This window comes from Desulfoconvexum algidum (assembly GCF_055382125.1).
This window is the reverse complement of sequence record NZ_AP042394.1, coordinates 1,768,434-1,784,720: the sequence shown is the minus strand read 5'-3', so window position 1 is coordinate 1,784,720 and position 16,287 is coordinate 1,768,434. Positions and strand designations below refer to the sequence as shown.

General features: G+C 39.5%; 15 protein-coding genes and 1 tRNA gene. 5 read left to right on the top strand and 11 right to left on the bottom strand.

Going from position 1 to position 16,287, the window contains the following annotated elements; genetic code table 11:
• Positions 1–17: 17 nt before the first annotated feature.
• The 3 genes from ACZ45G_RS08195 to ACZ45G_RS08185 all read right to left on the bottom strand — a co-directional run bounded on the left by ACZ45G_RS08195 (position 18) and on the right by ACZ45G_RS08185 (position 3,438).
• Complete coding sequence (locus ACZ45G_RS08195) at positions 18–665, bottom strand: hypothetical protein (protein ID WP_464176861.1); 648 nt, start codon at positions 663–665, stop codon at positions 18–20.
• 29 nt (positions 666–694) lie between these two features.
• Positions 695–1,501 (bottom strand): SDR family NAD(P)-dependent oxidoreductase, encoded by an 807-nt coding sequence (locus ACZ45G_RS08190; protein ID WP_464176859.1) that lies wholly within the window; start codon positions 1,499–1,501, stop codon positions 695–697.
• Positions 1,502–1,590: 89 nt separating this feature from the next.
• A complete protein-coding gene (locus ACZ45G_RS08185; RefSeq protein WP_464176857.1) occupies positions 1,591–3,438 on the bottom strand; it encodes an acyl-CoA dehydrogenase in 1,848 nt (615 codons plus the stop codon).
• Positions 3,439–4,006: 568 nt separating this feature from the next.
• Here ACZ45G_RS08185 and ACZ45G_RS08180 point away from each other — a divergent pair.
• The 4 genes from ACZ45G_RS08180 (at position 4,007) to ACZ45G_RS08165 (ending at position 7,684) form a co-directional block, all read left to right on the top strand.
• Positions 4,007–4,462, top strand: a complete 456-nt coding sequence (locus tag ACZ45G_RS08180; RefSeq protein WP_464176855.1) for a MarR family winged helix-turn-helix transcriptional regulator — start codon at positions 4,007–4,009, stop codon at positions 4,460–4,462.
• A complete protein-coding gene (locus ACZ45G_RS08175) occupies positions 4,449–5,222 on the top strand; it encodes an SDR family NAD(P)-dependent oxidoreductase (protein ID WP_464176853.1) in 774 nt (257 codons plus the stop codon). The genes ACZ45G_RS08180 and ACZ45G_RS08175 overlap by 14 nt, the downstream gene beginning before the upstream one ends.
• A 1-nt stretch (position 5,223) precedes the next feature.
• Positions 5,224–7,146 (top strand): aldehyde ferredoxin oxidoreductase family protein, encoded by a 1,923-nt coding sequence (locus ACZ45G_RS08170; RefSeq protein WP_464176851.1) that lies wholly within the window; start codon positions 5,224–5,226, stop codon positions 7,144–7,146.
• Between the two features lie 440 nt (positions 7,147–7,586).
• Positions 7,587–7,684, top strand: a tRNA-Sec gene (locus ACZ45G_RS08165).
• A gap of 589 nt (positions 7,685–8,273) precedes the next feature.
• Here the strand turns inward: ACZ45G_RS08165 and ACZ45G_RS08160 are convergent.
• From ACZ45G_RS08160 to ACZ45G_RS08125, 8 genes are all read right to left on the bottom strand, one after another.
• Positions 8,274–9,200 (bottom strand): hypothetical protein, encoded by a 927-nt coding sequence (locus ACZ45G_RS08160; RefSeq protein ID WP_464176849.1) that lies wholly within the window; start codon positions 9,198–9,200, stop codon positions 8,274–8,276.
• A 689-nt stretch (positions 9,201–9,889) separates the two neighbouring features.
• Entirely contained in the window at positions 9,890–10,615 is a 726-nt protein-coding gene (gene istB / locus ACZ45G_RS08155) for an IS21-like element helper ATPase IstB (protein WP_464171863.1), read from the bottom strand.
• Positions 10,612–12,090, bottom strand: coding sequence for an IS21 family transposase (gene istA / locus ACZ45G_RS08150; RefSeq protein ID WP_464176847.1), 1,479 nt, complete (start codon positions 12,088–12,090; stop codon positions 10,612–10,614). Before istA ends, istB begins: the two co-directional genes overlap by 4 nt.
• 9 nt (positions 12,091–12,099) lie before the next feature.
• Entirely contained in the window at positions 12,100–12,420 is a 321-nt protein-coding gene (locus tag ACZ45G_RS08145) for a hypothetical protein (protein WP_464176845.1), read from the bottom strand.
• A gap of 78 nt (positions 12,421–12,498) precedes the next feature.
• On the bottom strand, positions 12,499–12,945 hold the full coding sequence (locus ACZ45G_RS08140) for a hypothetical protein (RefSeq protein WP_464176843.1): 447 nt from the start codon (positions 12,943–12,945) through the stop codon (positions 12,499–12,501).
• 540 nt (positions 12,946–13,485) lie between these two features.
• Positions 13,486–13,947 (bottom strand): PH domain-containing protein, encoded by a 462-nt coding sequence (locus ACZ45G_RS08135; RefSeq protein ID WP_464176841.1) that lies wholly within the window; start codon positions 13,945–13,947, stop codon positions 13,486–13,488.
• A gap of 402 nt (positions 13,948–14,349) precedes the next feature.
• Positions 14,350–15,069 carry a hypothetical protein gene (locus ACZ45G_RS08130; RefSeq protein ID WP_464176839.1) on the bottom strand — a complete coding sequence of 240 codons (720 nt, stop codon included), beginning with the start codon at positions 15,067–15,069 and terminating at the stop codon, positions 14,350–14,352.
• A 297-nt stretch (positions 15,070–15,366) separates the two neighbouring features.
• Positions 15,367–15,741: a hypothetical protein gene (locus ACZ45G_RS08125; protein WP_464176837.1), complete on the bottom strand. Its 375-nt coding sequence runs from the start codon at positions 15,739–15,741 to the stop codon at positions 15,367–15,369.
• 333 nt (positions 15,742–16,074) lie between these two features.
• Between ACZ45G_RS08125 and ACZ45G_RS08120 the strand changes: the two genes are divergently transcribed.
• Positions 16,075–16,233: a hypothetical protein gene (locus ACZ45G_RS08120; protein WP_464176835.1), complete on the top strand. Its 159-nt coding sequence runs from the start codon at positions 16,075–16,077 to the stop codon at positions 16,231–16,233.
• Positions 16,234–16,287 lie beyond the last annotated feature (54 nt).

Sequence of the window (16,287 nt, the reverse complement as noted above, 5' to 3'; positions counted from 1 at the left end):
CTCGATATTGTAAAAGATTATTTATCCGGCCCGATCCAGCGTGTCGGTTTGCCAAATAAAACAAAGGGTGCAGGATTTATGGACCCGCCTCCGGCCAGCATATATCCCATTCCGATAATTAAATGCTCATTTATTTTTCTCAATTCATCGTGCATTGAATGGACCATACCGCTGTTGTATGATTTATAAACAATATGAAAAGAGTCATTCTCATCTATTTTGGAGGGTCCAATAAAGGTGTCCATTTCTCTGGTTCTGTATAATTTTGAGCCTGTATCTTTAAATATATTATACCCTTTTCCCAGGTTTCCCTTAATCGGAGAAAATGCTTTCCCAATCCAGCGGCCGGGTCCGAAAAAATTATGGGTAAAAAAATCAGCTGCTGGAGACAATATGCCAGCAGGTATGGTTTTGGCTTTATATTCACCGTTAATCTCTAAAAAAGAAGGGGGGTTTGCTGAATAGAACAGCTGCATCAATTGATGTTTTGAAAGCTTTTCTATATCTTCAACACTTGCTTTTTCCACTGCAACACCCAGTATCTGGGATGAATTTTCACCCTTCCATCCCCCTGTACCGTTTTGAAGAATACTAACCCCCATTAAGAGTATATTGATAAGGAGCAAAATTCCTATTCCAAAAAATATTTTTTTTAGTAAGCTCATAAGATTCTCCTTTCCTGATTTTTTTTCATTTATCTACCCTTCCACGAATCATTAATACGCCACAGGCCTAAGAGTCGATTTAAAAAATCCATGAGGTTAACCGGCAAGATAAGTTTGGACAATGGGGTTAAAAATTTTACCGGAATTGAGGGAATCGCCAATGCAGCCTGATTTTTTTTGATTGATTTTATTATTTTTTTACTTACATCACGGGGATTTAATTCCCGGGTTCCGGTTGCCATTTTAGACCCCTCAAACATTCCTGTTCCAACCGTATTGGGGCAGACATAGGTAAACCCTATTTGATGTTTGTTTTTTTTCATTTCCTGGCGCATGGAATCGGTAAATCCGATGACACCAAATTTACTGGCACAATACGCTGCCAGATCGGGCAACGCCAGGATTCCACCTGCCGATGCGATATTGACAACATGCCCCTCATCGTGTGAAATCATTCCAGGTAGAAAGGCTTTCGTTGTCCAGAACATGGATGCCAGGTTGACATCAAGTATCTTTTTGATCTGAATTTCATCCATCTCAAGAAGCCCTTTGGCAACGACAATCCCTGCATTATTGACAAGGACAGATACGGTTCCCATACTTTTTTCAATTTTCATGGCAAGGGTTGAAACTTCTGCCGGTTCTGAAATATCGCAGACGTAGCTTTCACAAAAACCGCTTGAGGATAATTCACTTTGAGTTTTTTTAAGAATATCTCGATTGATGTCAACCAACGCTACTTTGCAACCCTCCTTGAGAAGAAGCTCTGAAATGCATTTTCCCATTCCCATTGCAGCACCGGTAACCACTGCAACTTTTCCCGATAAATGCTTCATGATTTTATTTCCTTTTTAAAAAAAAAAGACAAATGCGCCATAAACAATGCTTCCCAGCAGGACCTTCGTTGAAATAGAAATACCTATGTTCAAAAAGAATCGTCTAAAATTTCCATGGCAGCAGCATCACTGGCTGCAATGGCATCAAATTTTCCCATGGTAACGGGCAGCTCTGAATTGATGAAAAATTGGGCTGTACGGAGCTGGCCTTCATAAAATGCTATTTTTTTATTGGCTTGGGCCATTTTTTTGCGCTCTGTCGGTTCAAGGCTGCCACACTGATCCTCCAACTGGGCGATTGATTTGATCGCCCGTTGCAAAAGCATCCATCCCATGCTGACATCCCCAAGGGCCATTAAAAAAGGGTGGGAAAAACAAAAGGCGGTCATCACATTGGGACTCATGGCGATGGTGCCTAAATGCATGGCCACGTCACCCGCCTTTTTGACAGCAGCGTCAAGCTTGTCTGCCAGGTCTTTGATCGGGTTAAATTCCCGGGCCTGGTCAATGGTTTTCTGAATTTCCCCCAGAAAATCCATGAACCACTTTCCATTTTTCATTCCCAGTTTGCGCCCCAAAAGATCCATGGACTGAATACCGCTTGTCCCCTCGTAGATGCTGGTGATCTTGCTGTCCCGAAGGTATTGTTCCATGGGAAATTCCGTGGTATAACCATATCCCCCGAATACCTGCAGCGCCTGGGTACAGACATCAAAACTTTTCTCTGAACAATAACATTTAAGAATGGGGGTTAAAATTTCAATCACCCCTTTATACTTTTCCCTCTCCTCTGTACTTTCATCCAATTCAGAAATGTCGAGACAATGGGCCGTAAAATAGATAAGGCTGCGCATGCCTTCAACATATGCCTTCATCCACAAAAGCATCCGTCGCACATCCGGGTGTTGGATGATGGGCACCTGGACCGCCCCGGGATCAAACATCTGCAGCAGATTTTTACCCTGGCATCTCTGTTTGGCATGGGTAAGCGCATGGGCATAGGCTACCCCGGCAACAGACTGCCCCTGCATGGCAACCCCGATCCTGGCTTCATTCATCAAGGAAAACATGGCCTTCATCCCTTTATTTTCCTCTCCGATGAGGATGCCCCGGCAGCCATTCTTGCTTCCCAGACTTAGACTACAGGTAGCACTCCCGTGGATGCCCATTTTCTCTTCAATACCGGTGCAGACAACATCATTGGGCTTGCCCAGGCTGCCATCGGGATTAAGCCGTATTTTGGGAACGATAAAAAGGGAGATCCCCTTGCTGCCTTGGGGGGCACCCTTGATTCGGGCCAGAACAAGGTGAACAATGTTCTCTGTCAGATCATGTTCTCCGCCCGTGATAAAAATTTTGTTACCGGTGATACAATAAGAACCATCCTCATTTTTCAAGGCAGTGGTGGTAAGTTCGCCCACATCAGAACCCGCCTGGGGCTCGGTAAGGAGCATGGCCCCTCCCCACTGGCCTGAATATAATTTCTCCAGGTACAGATTTTTTTGCTCATCAGTCCCATGGAGTTCAATCACTTTTCCAATGCCGTGGCAGAGACCCGGATACATTATAAAGGCCAGGTTTGCACTTATAAAACATTCTGACACAGCCGCCCAAACAACTGCAGGCATCCCCTGACCACCGACAGTCACATCATCCATACAAGCTATCCAATCCCCTTCACAATAGAGTTTATAAGCTTTATGAAAAGAGAGAGGAACCTTTACCTGGCCGTTTTCAAACAGCACCCCCTCCCGGTCTCCGGGGACATTTGTGGGAGCAATCTCCTTAATTGCCAATTTTCGGGCCTCGGTAATAACCTGCTCAAGGGTTTTTCTATCAAGCCCCTCAAACTTGGGATGGTTTAAAATTTTTTCACCTTCAAGCTGCTCAAAAATCACAAAATCAACATCGCGTCTGTCTGCAAGTTCGTGGGCCATACTCTTATCTCCCTATACCCTGTGGGTCCTGTTTTTTAGGGCCAGGATATCCTGGTCTAACTCTGCTTCCCCCTGAAAAAACCATAAAATACTTTTCTTGAACAAAATATTAAAGTGAAACTATTATAATGTCAATAAAAAAAATGTATAACTTTAATAAATATTATTTTTTACAAATAAATTTTATATATGACTTGATATATAAGAACCTTAGAGCAAGTATATTTTTTATAATTATTTTTTTAAAAAAAACCTACAACCCGGCATTTTTGCAACATACTCGGTATTATCTGAAATATAAGGAGAGTTGACTTCTTAAAATGGATGGAAAAAACAAATGGTTTTTATTTATTCACGATAATAAATAGCCTGGCTATAATATTATATCAAAATTTAGTGTAAAACATTTTTAAATGTTCAAAATTCAAACTATTCCATTGGCAAAAGAAAACTTTGTTGCATATTGCAAATTCTTTGCTTGCAAAATGCAACAAAGTTTTCTACGGTAGAATCACACCCGTTTTCATTCGGAGTTGTGGGAATAAATATTTAAACAAGGACCTTACAAATGCCTTTGGAAATTACAGACAGAGAATCAATTAAAACGATTCTATTCAAGGTCCTCAGAGGTGTATACAGGCTTGAACAATATGAGGTGAATAAATTCGGCCTCACATTTCAACAGATATACCTGTTAAAATTTTTGAACCGCAGCTCAAAACTGTCCATCAGCAATATTGCAAAAGAAATGCGGATGAAAATTTTTTCCGCAACAAGACTTGCTGACCAGCTTGAGGAAAAGAACCTTATTAAAAGGGAAAAAAGCACGACAGATCGAAGAAGTGTTCTCGTCAGCCTGAGCAAAAAAGGTCAAACCCTTATAAAACAAATTGATGACAATGCCCTTGATCTAATCCTTGACAATATAAGCGGGTTTCCAAAAGACAAAATTGAAGCCTTTTTATTAACCTCGGAACACTTTGAAGAAATTTTAAACCCAGAGGCTGCCGATGGAAATAAATAAAAAAAACATTGTCATAACAGGCGCAGGTTCAGGTATTGGCCAAGCCATTTTAAACCATCTAAATTTTATGTTTGATTGCAAAATTACGGCCGCAGACCTGAATACAAACCATATTAAAGAGAGCGCCAGCGTGTTCGCTTATCAATGTGATCTGGGAAAACCTGAAAACATTGACAACCTGTTTGACTTTGCCATATCAAAGATGGGCGGTATTGATATCTTTATTGCCAATGCGGGATTTGCCTATTATGAAAAAATCGACAAACCAGATTGGGACCACATTCACAAAATATATGAGATCAACACCTTTTCCCCGATCTATGCTGCGGAAAAAATGAAACAATTGCATGGTGCCCAGCCATACACAATGGTCGCAACAGCAAGTGCCATGGCTTTTTTGCCTCTTGCCGGGTATGCCCTTTATTCCAGTACAAAAGCGGCCCTTAATGGGTTTGCCCTTGCCTATCGGCATGAGCTGAACAAAAATCAGAAATTACAGATAGTCTACCCCATCGCAACACGAACAAAATTTTTCAATGTCGCCGGAGGAAGTCCCCTTCCCTGGCCAAGTCAAACGGCTGAAGCGGTTTCCCAAAAAGTCATCAAAGGCATTTTAAACAATAGAGAAACCATCATCCCCTCTCGGATATATTCCGCTTTAAGATTTCTGGACAGATTCCTGCCTTTTATCATGCGAACAGAAGCCTTTATTGAAGCCCGGAAATTTAAAACCTGGTTAGCCCCCAAAAAAGGAAATTAAAATGGAAAGCAGATATGGCGGATATATGGGTAAGGTTCTCGACATTCATCTTGGTACAAAAAAATGTTCGACCTATGATATAAGCGACAAGGACCGTGCCCTTTTCATCGGCGGCAGATTTCTCAGCACAAAAATTCTATGGGATGAGCTGCCCAAGGGCATTGACCCCCTTTCTCCTGAAAACCTGATTATCATCATGACATCCCCCCTGACAGGAACGGGAGCCCCTTCTACAAGCCGCTATGACATCTCTGCAAAGAGCCCGCTTACAGGAGCCATAGGCCATTCCAACAGCGGCGGTAATTTTGGCATTTTCCTAAAAAAAGCAGGATATGACGGCATTATTATCCGGGGCAAGGCAAAAGAAAAGGTCTATATTGAGATCATCAATGATAAAATCAGTATAAAAAATGCAGATCATTTATGGGGACTTGACACAGAAAAAGCCCAGAAAGCCATGGGAGAAAAAAAGGGAGGACGCCTTGTTATTGGCCCTGCCGGTGAAAATGGTGTAAAATTCGCAACGATTGTGTCCCAGGAGAGGAGTCATGGCCGGACCGGAATGGGTGCTGTCATGGGCTCCAAAAACCTCAAGGGACTCTTTGCCACAGGAAATGCTAAAATCCAATTAAACGATAAAATAGGGTTTAAAACAACCGTAAAAAAATGGGTTAAACAATTGCAAAGTCACCCGGCAACCGGGACGCAGGCGCCCAAATACGGTACGGCTGCATTTCTTACAGGTCTTTCAAAAAAAAATGCATTACCAACAAAAAACTTTTCAACCGGCTCCTATGACCATGCTGACATGATCGGTGGGGAAGCCCTTTTACAAAATCATCTTATCAAAAACTACGGCTGTACTTCATGTCCAATTCGATGCGGCAGAGTTGTACAAATTGACGGTGAAAATAAAAAAGGCCCTGAATATGAAATTCTTTGCCTTTTAGGTTCCAATTTATTGATAAATGATCTTGAAGCCATTATTCGCTGGAATTATGAACTGGACCTTCTGGGCATGGACTCTGTTTCAACCGGAACTGTTTTAGGATTTGCAGCAGAGCTCTCTGAAAAGGGAATCTGGAAGTCAGGTATCGAATTTGGTAAAAAAGAAAATATTTCCCAAAACCTTAAACTTATGGCCAATAGAGAAGGAATCGGAAAAGACCTGTCTGAAGGTGTGAAATTTCTCTCAGAAAAATACGGTGGCCAAGACTTTGCTCCACATTCAAAAGGACTTGAGTTTCCTGCATACGAACCAAGAGCATCCGTTGGCCACGGCCTTGGATACGCTACTGCCTCAAGGGGCGCCTGTCACCTTGACGGTGGTTACCTTGTCTATTTGGAAGTTACCGGACCTGTAAATCTCAAGCAGTTTCATTATCGCTCAAAGCCGTCCTGGGTTGCCCTTGACCAGGATCTTCTTGCAGCTATCAGCGCCTTTGGGAACTGTCTTTTTACCTCATGGACATTTATTCCGAACATTGCCTTCAAAATTAATAATAGCGGTATGCTCGCAAAACTGATTTCATTTTTTTTGACATATTCATGGCCGCTGGTCACTCTGAGCTATCGTCTCCCACCAATTTTTAAAAGATTTCATCTTCCCATGCTGCCGCATTCCAAAGCCATTATCCAGGCAACCGGCATGAAAATGGACTTTGGAAGAATGATGCAGGTCGGGGCAAGAGGGTATACATTGGAACGCCTTTTTAATATCCGCGAAGGCTTTTCAAACAAAGATGACAAACTCGCCAAACGGTTTACAAACCATCCCCTGATAAAAGGGAATAAACACTCTGTGGTTAAAATCGATAAAATGCTGCCAAGCTATTATAAGTTACGAGGCTGGAACAAAAAGGGTGTACCAACTCAAAAAACACTAAAAAAACTCGGGCTCGATTTTATAAAAAAAATAGGTTAGGACCGCTGAAATAAGTTGGACAGAACAAAACCCCAGTCCTTACCTGTCACATTAATCCGTCCCATCAAAAAAAATTAATATTCTTGGTCTTTTGCAAAAAGCTTATCCAATAGGATTTGAGTACTGACCCCAAAAAGGTGATCTCTTCTGCAGATCGTTGGGCGCGAACCGATTTTTTCAGTGACAGCAACCTGCTGTCACTGAGTCATCACAGCATTCATCGCCTGAGCGATCGGAAATTAAAAGCACTTACATTTTATTTTAGTGAAATTAAATTGAAAGAATTAGATGGGTGGCGGGTTGATTCCCCTGAGATTGGTTGGAAGAAAACACTTCGAAATGGATGGAAATTAAATCCCTGATCCATTGAAATGAGAAACTGTAAAATAGATTGACAAATAAGGCCCCTCAGGTGTATTGTTCTTTCCTTATTTAGATGCGGAAGTGCGCGGCTCACTGGTGGGGCCCTCGGACTTCAAATCCGATGTGCTGGGCTAAGACCCTGGCGGGTGGGTTCGATTCCCATGCACTTCCGCCATCTTCAAAACGTTGACAGTCAGCCTTCTTCAACGTTTTCTCCGAGTCAAATCACACATTAAGTTTACCCTTAGATTAACTGAGTTTTCCCTGTAAAATAAAGTCCGAGTTGACACTATGTTGACACTTTTTTTACCATGGAAAGCTAATGTTCATGGGGGTTTTCAATGTCTATAAGCCTGTTTTGCACCATCTGCTGCCTATAAATCTAAAAAACATTCGGTGTTACACTAATGCATCAAGTGTGTATCAATTCTGTTTTTTTTGGCATTCAAAAGCAACTATTTTTCATGTAACCCACTAAAAAAATGGGATTTATATATGCCTTCAAACATGACATAAGATGCATCATATGTCATATTTGAAGGCATGCCAATCGACTCCATTCGGAAAAACTGGAAAAGCGGTTTAAAATCCAGCCAAAATCATTTTTTTAATCAGCAACCATAATTCAATTCTACCAACAAGGCTCTGGTTTACCTGGATTCCTCTCTACTTTATCGAGAGGTACTTTCAAACGAATTTCTTTTTAAAAACCTCAATTTTACAATAACCCGCTTGTTGGTTTACACTGGTACTCAACAGGTAGACTACTTTATTAAAAGGATATTGTTAAAAACAACATCTCTTGAAACATTCTTTTCAAAAAAAAATAATTGAGATGCATTATATTTAATATTGAATGATAAACGGTGAAGGTTTGTCCAATTACTCGTTTGCTTGTTAATATTAATATAAAATTTCGTTGGCACCGACGGAGCCAAGAAAACCTTAACTTCTTGCTTGCTTTGACGCCCAGAGAAATCCATTTCTTTTAGAGAAAGTTCTTCCCCAAATTCATTTAGAGCCAACGGTCCTTCTGTAGACTTGGACACATAAATAGTTTGAGGCTCGTCGCTTTCATTCAAAAGCTGCAAGGTACAGGAAGAACTTTTATCTTCTCTCTCAATGCAACTTATAATTTCAATTTTCAGCTTGTCGAATTTCTTAGTCTTTCCCAAAGATAAGCCCTCAAATGCATCAATAATATTCATTCTGTCCACAATGTTACCAGTTAAAAATCCGACATGTGCTTTCTTGTCATCCAGAGATGAGCTTTTACTTCCAAAATCTGAAATTTCAACCAACTCATTATAAATATACCATCCTAAAAAGACTGAAATGTCTTTCAGATTAAGTCTATGAAGTTTATGGCTTAGGCCATAAACTTCATAGACATATGTAACATATGCTTTGGCTTCGACTTCCTCAATATTTTCACATATCCCTGCCATCATTCTATGAAAGCGACTATCTTTGTTTAAGCCGCCACTTGAATTGAATTTAACGTTGTTTTCATAACAATGAAGATAATCTATAATTGCATTATCATTGGAAACACGATGAGCAACTTGAGCAAAAGTATTCTGTTCATCAGTTGAAAGATCTTGGTATTGTATTGACTCGGTAGGATAATAAGTCGCTTCAGCCACAATAGGGACCAAAAATACAATCATCATTATTAAATATTTGATCATGAAATTCCTCCTCAGGGATAAGATATTTTGCAATTAATTAAGATTGTTTATCAGAGTCTGCGAAAAGTGGTAGTCCAAAGAGTTTTGGGCTTAGTAGAATCACAACAAATAAGGCTATCGCAAAAAAAGACCATAATAAATACATATTTTCTTCCTTACCACCAAAAAGAAAATCTCTAATATATGTTAGGGGCTTTTTTGTTTTCATGGTTTTAATTTGGTAAGATAAGAAAAGAATCAGGGATATACATTTTCTGACATTGACAACACTATCTTTTCTTTTACAATCTCAGCATGCTCTTTGTTGGCATCAAGAACATTAAACTTTCCAAATGTTGTGTGTAACGTGATGCGTCTCAAATTGTATGTGATAATCAAATATACAACAACAAAAACACATGCCACTGATAAAAGTATATGACCAAATATATATTCACATAATGCAAAGGCTATCAAAACTAAAAAACCTAAAATTAATTCTATTTTCAACATGTTAATAGACACAGATTTTATGTCCTTAATTGATATTGATTGTGATCAGGGATTTGTTTTTGCCCCAAAACCAGGATTCTAAAATGCCCCACACCTGAGTTAGGACGTACCTATCCATTTTGATACTAAAAAAACGATCAAGAGGTCTTATATGCCGGTTAAAAAATTACCAGTTTTTCAGTTTTTATTTTTTTCGATTAATTCCTCTTTCTATAGCTTGGGCCCTCCAATACAAGGATATCAGAGTTGTACACAAGACGGTCGGCAATCGCTGTGGCAACAGTAGTGCTGTCAAAAATGTTTCCCCATTGGGCAAATGGCAAGTTGGTTGTAATCATGGTAGATTTTTTCTCATGCCTTGCACTGATTACCTGGAAAATCAGATTTGATCCCTGTTGGCCAAGCGGAAGGTACCCAATTTCATCTACGACTAGAGTATCCGGTGATTGATAATATTTAAGTTTTTTGAGCAGATTATGATCCGCTTCCGCTGCTATCAAATGATTGATCATATCCATGGCAGTAGTGAAAAGCGTTTTTATTCCAGCCTGGGTCGCAGCAAAGGCGATACATTTAGCCAAATAACTTTTTCCTGTGCCAGGATTACCAATCATGATGATATCTTTTTTCTTCTCAATAAACTCAAGATCCATAAGGTTTAAGATTATACTTTTTTGAGCCTGTCGGGACTTGTGATAATTAAAATCAAATTGATCAATGGTGACCTTTGTATCAAGCCCGGACTGCTTGAACCTTAATACCATCCTGGCTTTATCCCGTTCTTCGATTTCAATGTCGATTAACCGTTCAATGGCTTGAAGGGGAGACAGGTTTTTTTGGTTCGCCTGTTCAATGATGCTTTCTATGTTTTGGGCACAATTTCTCAGCCTTAATGTTTTGAACTTTTCTATAACGGTATTCATGTCTTTTTCCTTTTTTTGAGGACCAGAGCATCATATTCTGCAAGGTTTGGGGAGCAAAGTCTTATCTCGTTGAGAGTATCACTTTTCAGTTTCACAGGTGGATGACAGATTTTGGGTGTCATCTCCTGGTAAAGAATATTCTGGATATAACCCGCACCATATAATTTTAGATCCAATGCTTTGTTCAGGGCGATAATTATTGAACTGTCTCCATATTTGTCTTTCAGGGTCATTATCTGGATGATGTCCTTTTTTAATGGAGACCTTGTTTTTTCAAGTTCATTCAAATAATCCAGCGCCGTTTGACCCAAAGACAAAAAGGCAAGAACGTTTTTGTCAGCAAGCCTTCTTTTTCTAAGCTTATGAAGTTGTGATTTATGGGATTCGAGTTCGATCCTTTGTTTTTTTTCCCAGGACCGAGCATGGACGGCAATACATCGGGTTTTGTAATACATCCATACTTTTTCCTGATTTGCTTTCAAAACAACAGTTTTACCAATCGTCCAAACCGGAACACTATACGTATTGGAGTCAAATCTCACGGAAAAATCTTTATGGACATATAAGGAGTGTATTTCCCTGTAATCCGGGGCAGGATACGGAAACTTTTTAAGTCGGTATCTCTGAAGTCTTTTTACCGGGATTTCTCCTGTCATACTATGTGTCCTGGTGTTGGCAATATTGTTTAACCATTCCATAGCCTGGGACTGGAGTTCTGGCAGGTTGTTAAATTCTCTTAATGGCAAAAAATTGTGCCGGATATAATGAATGCTTCTTTCAATTTTTCCTTTTTCATGGGGAGATCTGATATTGCAGGCCACAGGCTTGATACCAAGGGGGAGTAAAAAATGAAGAAAATTGCCATTAAAACGTATCAGAGCGCCCGTCCGTTCAGTCACCGCTGTGATCATGTTATCCACCACAAGTTCTTCCGGAGGGCCGCCAAAATACTTAAAGGCATCAAACAAAGCCTGATGAAGGGCTTCTTGTTTCTGGCTATGGGTAAAAGAAACATAAAGCATCCTGCTGTGGGATTCGATGACGGCAAGCCCATACAGCTTTCTTTTGGTTTTTCCATAGGAGATGGTCCCAAAATGCCCCCAGTCAACCTGCATTTGTTGCCCGGGTTCTGATTCAAATCGGCTATACGCCTGCTTTTTTAAGGACTGTCCCCGGATTTTACGCAGAAAATCCCTCAAAATGCTTATTTCGCCATCAAAACCCTTTTTTTGTATCTGACGTAAAACAACGGGTGCTTTGAGCTTTGGATATCTGTTTATTATTTCCCGGATATAGTCGTGGTATGGTGACAGTTTCAGCGTCCGGCTTTTCCTTTTAGATGGTTTCGACTCTGGGTTGGAGATATACTTTGATACCGTTTTCCTGCTGCAGCCAATTGCTTTTGAGATTTCTCGATTGGACATTCCCATATCTTTTAACCGGTGGATTTCAAAAATCATTCTCATGTCAATCATTGCTCCTCCTTATATCTTATGGGCACTTTGCGGCAGGGAAAGCACCTGGAACAGGGTGCCGTCATAAACGATAAGGTCTTTGTGGATCAAGCAACTGCGGGCAAAAAGATAATCTTGTTCTTTAAGGCCCAGTTTAGAGCAGATGCTTTTGTCTCCGTAATATGAAAGGCCATGTTTGTCTGAGGCCAACACAAGGAACAGGTATAATGCCAACTCATGCCGGGTCAATGATTGTAAAAATCCGTCTGTAAGGAAACGGTGAGGGATAAAACAAAAACTCTTGCCGGTACGGCGTATCCGGTCTTGAATAAGCACTTTTTTTCTTATCATGATGCCCTCCTGGCCTGATGGGGTTCATGATCTCTGTAACACAAAATTTTTCTCCAGTCCTCGAGTCCATCTTTGCAATTATGGCGAACAGACTGGGGCTGTAGCGATAAAAATTTTTACCGGGTCCATCTTTGCAACGACGGGAACAAGCCAATATTGGCCTAAAAGCCCTTGGTTCCTGGATTTGCTCGAGTCCATCTTTGCAATACCGATAGTTCTTGATGCCTTGGAATGGACCTTGTCTTTTTGAATTTTACAGTTTCTGATTTTCTGTAAAGAGCGGTTCCTGTCAGCTTTTTTCGGATTTCTTTGACGATATTTTGTCCAGTAATAGGGGTTATTCTGAAGCCATTTCTGATTAGCCAATTTTTGATCTTTTTTGTATTCCGGGTCACATACCAATTTTTGTTTTTGCCATAGGGCTTTTCTGGTCCTTTGGCAATCCGGATCGGTACAAAAAATCTGTAGTTTATTTCTTGGCACAAAAAACGAATCGCAACCGGGACAAGGTATCGGATCCATCATTCCCTCCATGTAAACATCGTTGGGTACGAAATGGAATTATATGGAAGAAATTAAATTTTGAAAAATTTATTTTTAAGGGAATTAGATGGATTGAATTAAATCGGGCCGGGGAAGTACATTCCCGGATTTTGGGGCGGAATTAAAATCTTGATCACAATATTGATTGACTTTTTGATTTTACATATTCATCATCCACCATAAAGCCATTTCGCCCTTGATAGTAAATTTTCTTTCCTGACTCTTGATTGACTTTAACTGGGGGAATATTCATTGGATGAGATCCTTCATATTAGAATTATTTTGCGTATAAAGAAACATAATGACTACACTGTATATACAAAAATAGAAAGGCTAATAGGCAGTATCCGTTTGTCTTCCTCAATATTAGATGACATTCCCTTTGTATACTCCAATGTCGACTGATTTTTGTCTAAAAGACCAAGTATCTTTGATATTTTGACTTGTTTTAAAAACAACACCTTGTTCACCGGGAAACTATAATCGAGTAATTTCCCGAGTGAAGCAACTTGTTGCAATCGGTTATCTTGCATCTTGAACTGTTGCAATCTGTTCTTGCGCTTTCCTCCTGAACTCAAGGGGTGCATTGATTTTATGGAAGGGGTCCTTTGTGCCTCCTGTGCCACTTACTGTAATTGATCCAAACCCTAAAATTCTCGCTAAAATGCCCTGCTCCACTTGAATACCTTCAACCTTGTTGAGCAGCACTTCAAGAGAATTCCTACGTATAAACCCGACCTTCACGATAACCCGTTTATTAGTTATTCCGAATTCTGATGTTTTGAGATTAATAAAAGGTGGAATACCTGTAAGTATGGCGATCAATATAAATAAAATACCAGCAAGAGCAACGTCGCCACCACAACTAAAAAATATCAATGCAACGATAAACCATACTATTGGCCAAAAAAAAATAACCCAATGCAAATTCGCACGATAAACAACATTCTCGCTATTCATAAGATTCTTATCAATGTAACTCATCAACCTTTTCCTTTCGCATTCTAAAAGTTTAATTTAGATTAATATTCGTTCAGTTCCTATTGCATAACGCTTAACATCCCTGGCTGTTAAAAGCGGTGTGGCTGTGCGTAGCGAAACCCCACGTTGCTTTTCACAGTATGCCTGTAATGCTTTTGCTACCATCTATAAATGGCCAAACTATTGACGCAACGAAGGCAGGAATAAAACCAGAAAAAAAATTCTTCATAAAAACTTTTTCCACACCCAGTAAATTAAATTTAGCAAACATGCTAAGCGCCGGGTGTTTTTACGCCTAACGATTGACCTGAAGGCCAGGTCGACTTAAACTCGTGACCTCAGTTAAAATTTTTCAATTTCTAAAGCCGCGCATTACGACCGGTCCCACTCAAGCGTCGGTTATATTTATTTAGCAAGATCAATTTTATGTTGATTTTGCTCTATTTCAATTAGCTGTTTTTCAAGATTTTTGACAACCGATAATATTTTAAGATTCGTATCCCGTCGAATATTGATAATTCCCATTTGATACACTATTGACATAACAAGAAGTCCACCAGCGATACTGTACTCAAGACCTGTTGCAGTGCAATAGGCAATAGAAAGAGCAACAGAAACTATAGCGGTAATAAAAAGATCAGATAAGTGTGTATGCTCTGTGAGGTATGAGACGGAAGACTTAATATCCAGGTCTATTTTTGAATACCTGCTCTTACCAGCTAATAACAATAGTTTTATATCATGAATTCTTTGTAAAGCCCTATCTACAGGATTGGAAGGCTTTTCTGGATAGGAAATATATGGAGAAAATGCACCATCGGAATGCTTATTGTCTTCTTCGAATATTCTACCATCTTCACATAATGCTGTTTTATATTTGCTGTGTATATTCCCTGTTACAGAAAAGGCTTTTCTGTAACTATTTACTCCAAATAGCATAGCCTGCATATTGATCTTTCCGCTAATATCTCTTCCAACTTTAATTTTTAACCTAAAAAATGGAAAATAAACAATAACTATAAACATTAACCATACAAGAAACGCCGCGTCTGATATAGAATCTTTTAATCTATATATTTCGTATCCATTTAATCCGTCAACTGATAGCGTCCCTGTATTTACCAAAATATCAAGACCACCAAAAAACCAAAACCCCTAAACGATAAAATAAAACAGTGAACTATAAACCGCCAAAAGGACGACATCAGAAAATTCATAAATAGTCCTATTTTTGTCATAAAAATAACCCGTTTTATAATATAAAGACAGTCTGCTCATAATATCATACAAATTATTATTAATTAGTTTCATTATTACAACCGCATCAAATGGGTTCTTTGACCCACACTTGGGGCAGATATTAGCATCTTCAGATATATTTTTAAAACATTCAGTGCATTTTTCCATCGTCATATCCTTACATTAAGATTTTCCGCCAGCAAAAGATATTGCTCTTTTTGACTGACTTGTTGGGAGATTATGAAATTTTTTATTTTGTTCAATTTCTTTGGTGACACAAGACACCCTTTTTCCCTCAAATCCTGGAGTAAAGCACAGGTTATCTGATTTGCATTCTGCTGGCCGAAGGTCTTTGTTTTGCCGGCGGCTAACCAAATTTGGTTCCCTGATCAAAAATCGGCTCATGGCTATACAGTCGGCCACACCATCTTCGATATCTAAAAGTTTTTGAGTTACTTGGCCTTCTGGAGTGACTAATCCTTCCCATGTTGCAGCCCTGACAAATCTATTTTTAAGTTTCAGGCCATTAATTGTAATTTCCGAAAATGACTTATTCATAACTTTATTCAAGTGGCCTATTAGGTGATACCCGATGATTTAGCATATTTCCTTTAAACCCCAACGCCTGCCATACCATTACAGTCATGAGTGCTTTACTTACATTGTTGGCATTTTTATTATAGTTCTGTCTCTACCTTCACTTGTTTTCTGTTTTGCATGGACATAGTCCTTTGGCTGATATAAATCAATACAAAAGCTCTTCTCTGTGAGTAAAAACACAATTTACTCACATTTCCCGGAATTACCGGTTGAGCTTGATGTTTTTGATAGAATATTTGAATTTTCTCTATCCCCTTTAAACAAAGGAATTCAGGCAAAAGTTATCCGCCTATGACCCAGACATACGCCCATCAGAAAGAATTACATGAAGCCAGAATTGATATCAAGATCCTTGAAAAACTTTTTGCCAATGTAATCACTGAAGGAACCAACTGCTCCCCGTTTGAATCCGATAAAAACGTCCAATCATACCATATAGACATGATCTAAACACTCTATTGAATTCAACTTTTTTTGAGAACACCCCTTTCGGTAACTCAATAT

Excerpts from the sequence above, each read along its gene's own strand:
- ACZ45G_RS08195 (WP_464176861.1), bottom strand. The coding sequence starts at position 665 with ATGAGCTTACTAAAAAAAATATTTTTTGGAATAGGAATTTTGCTCCTT.
- ACZ45G_RS08190 (WP_464176859.1), bottom strand. The coding sequence starts at position 1,501 with ATGAAGCATTTATCGGGAAAAGTTGCAGTGGTTACCGGTGCTGCAATG.
- ACZ45G_RS08185 (WP_464176857.1), bottom strand. The coding sequence starts at position 3,438 with ATGGCCCACGAACTTGCAGACAGACGCGATGTTGATTTTGTGATTTTT.
- ACZ45G_RS08180 (WP_464176855.1), top strand. The coding sequence starts at position 4,007 with ATGCCTTTGGAAATTACAGACAGAGAATCAATTAAAACGATTCTATTC.
- ACZ45G_RS08175 (WP_464176853.1), top strand. The coding sequence starts at position 4,449 with ATGGAAATAAATAAAAAAAACATTGTCATAACAGGCGCAGGTTCAGGT.
- ACZ45G_RS08170 (WP_464176851.1), top strand. The coding sequence starts at position 5,224 with ATGGAAAGCAGATATGGCGGATATATGGGTAAGGTTCTCGACATTCAT.
- ACZ45G_RS08160 (WP_464176849.1), bottom strand. The coding sequence starts at position 9,200 with ATGATCAAATATTTAATAATGATGATTGTATTTTTGGTCCCTATTGTG.
- istB (WP_464171863.1), bottom strand. The coding sequence starts at position 10,615 with ATGAATACCGTTATAGAAAAGTTCAAAACATTAAGGCTGAGAAATTGT.
- istA (WP_464176847.1), bottom strand. The coding sequence starts at position 12,090 with ATGATTGACATGAGAATGATTTTTGAAATCCACCGGTTAAAAGATATG.
- ACZ45G_RS08145 (WP_464176845.1), bottom strand. The coding sequence starts at position 12,420 with ATGATAAGAAAAAAAGTGCTTATTCAAGACCGGATACGCCGTACCGGC.
- ACZ45G_RS08140 (WP_464176843.1), bottom strand. The coding sequence starts at position 12,945 with ATGATGGATCCGATACCTTGTCCCGGTTGCGATTCGTTTTTTGTGCCA.
- ACZ45G_RS08135 (WP_464176841.1), bottom strand. The coding sequence starts at position 13,947 with ATGAGTTACATTGATAAGAATCTTATGAATAGCGAGAATGTTGTTTAT.
- ACZ45G_RS08125 (WP_464176837.1), bottom strand. The coding sequence starts at position 15,741 with ATGAATAAGTCATTTTCGGAAATTACAATTAATGGCCTGAAACTTAAA.
- ACZ45G_RS08120 (WP_464176835.1), top strand. The coding sequence starts at position 16,075 with ATGACCCAGACATACGCCCATCAGAAAGAATTACATGAAGCCAGAATT.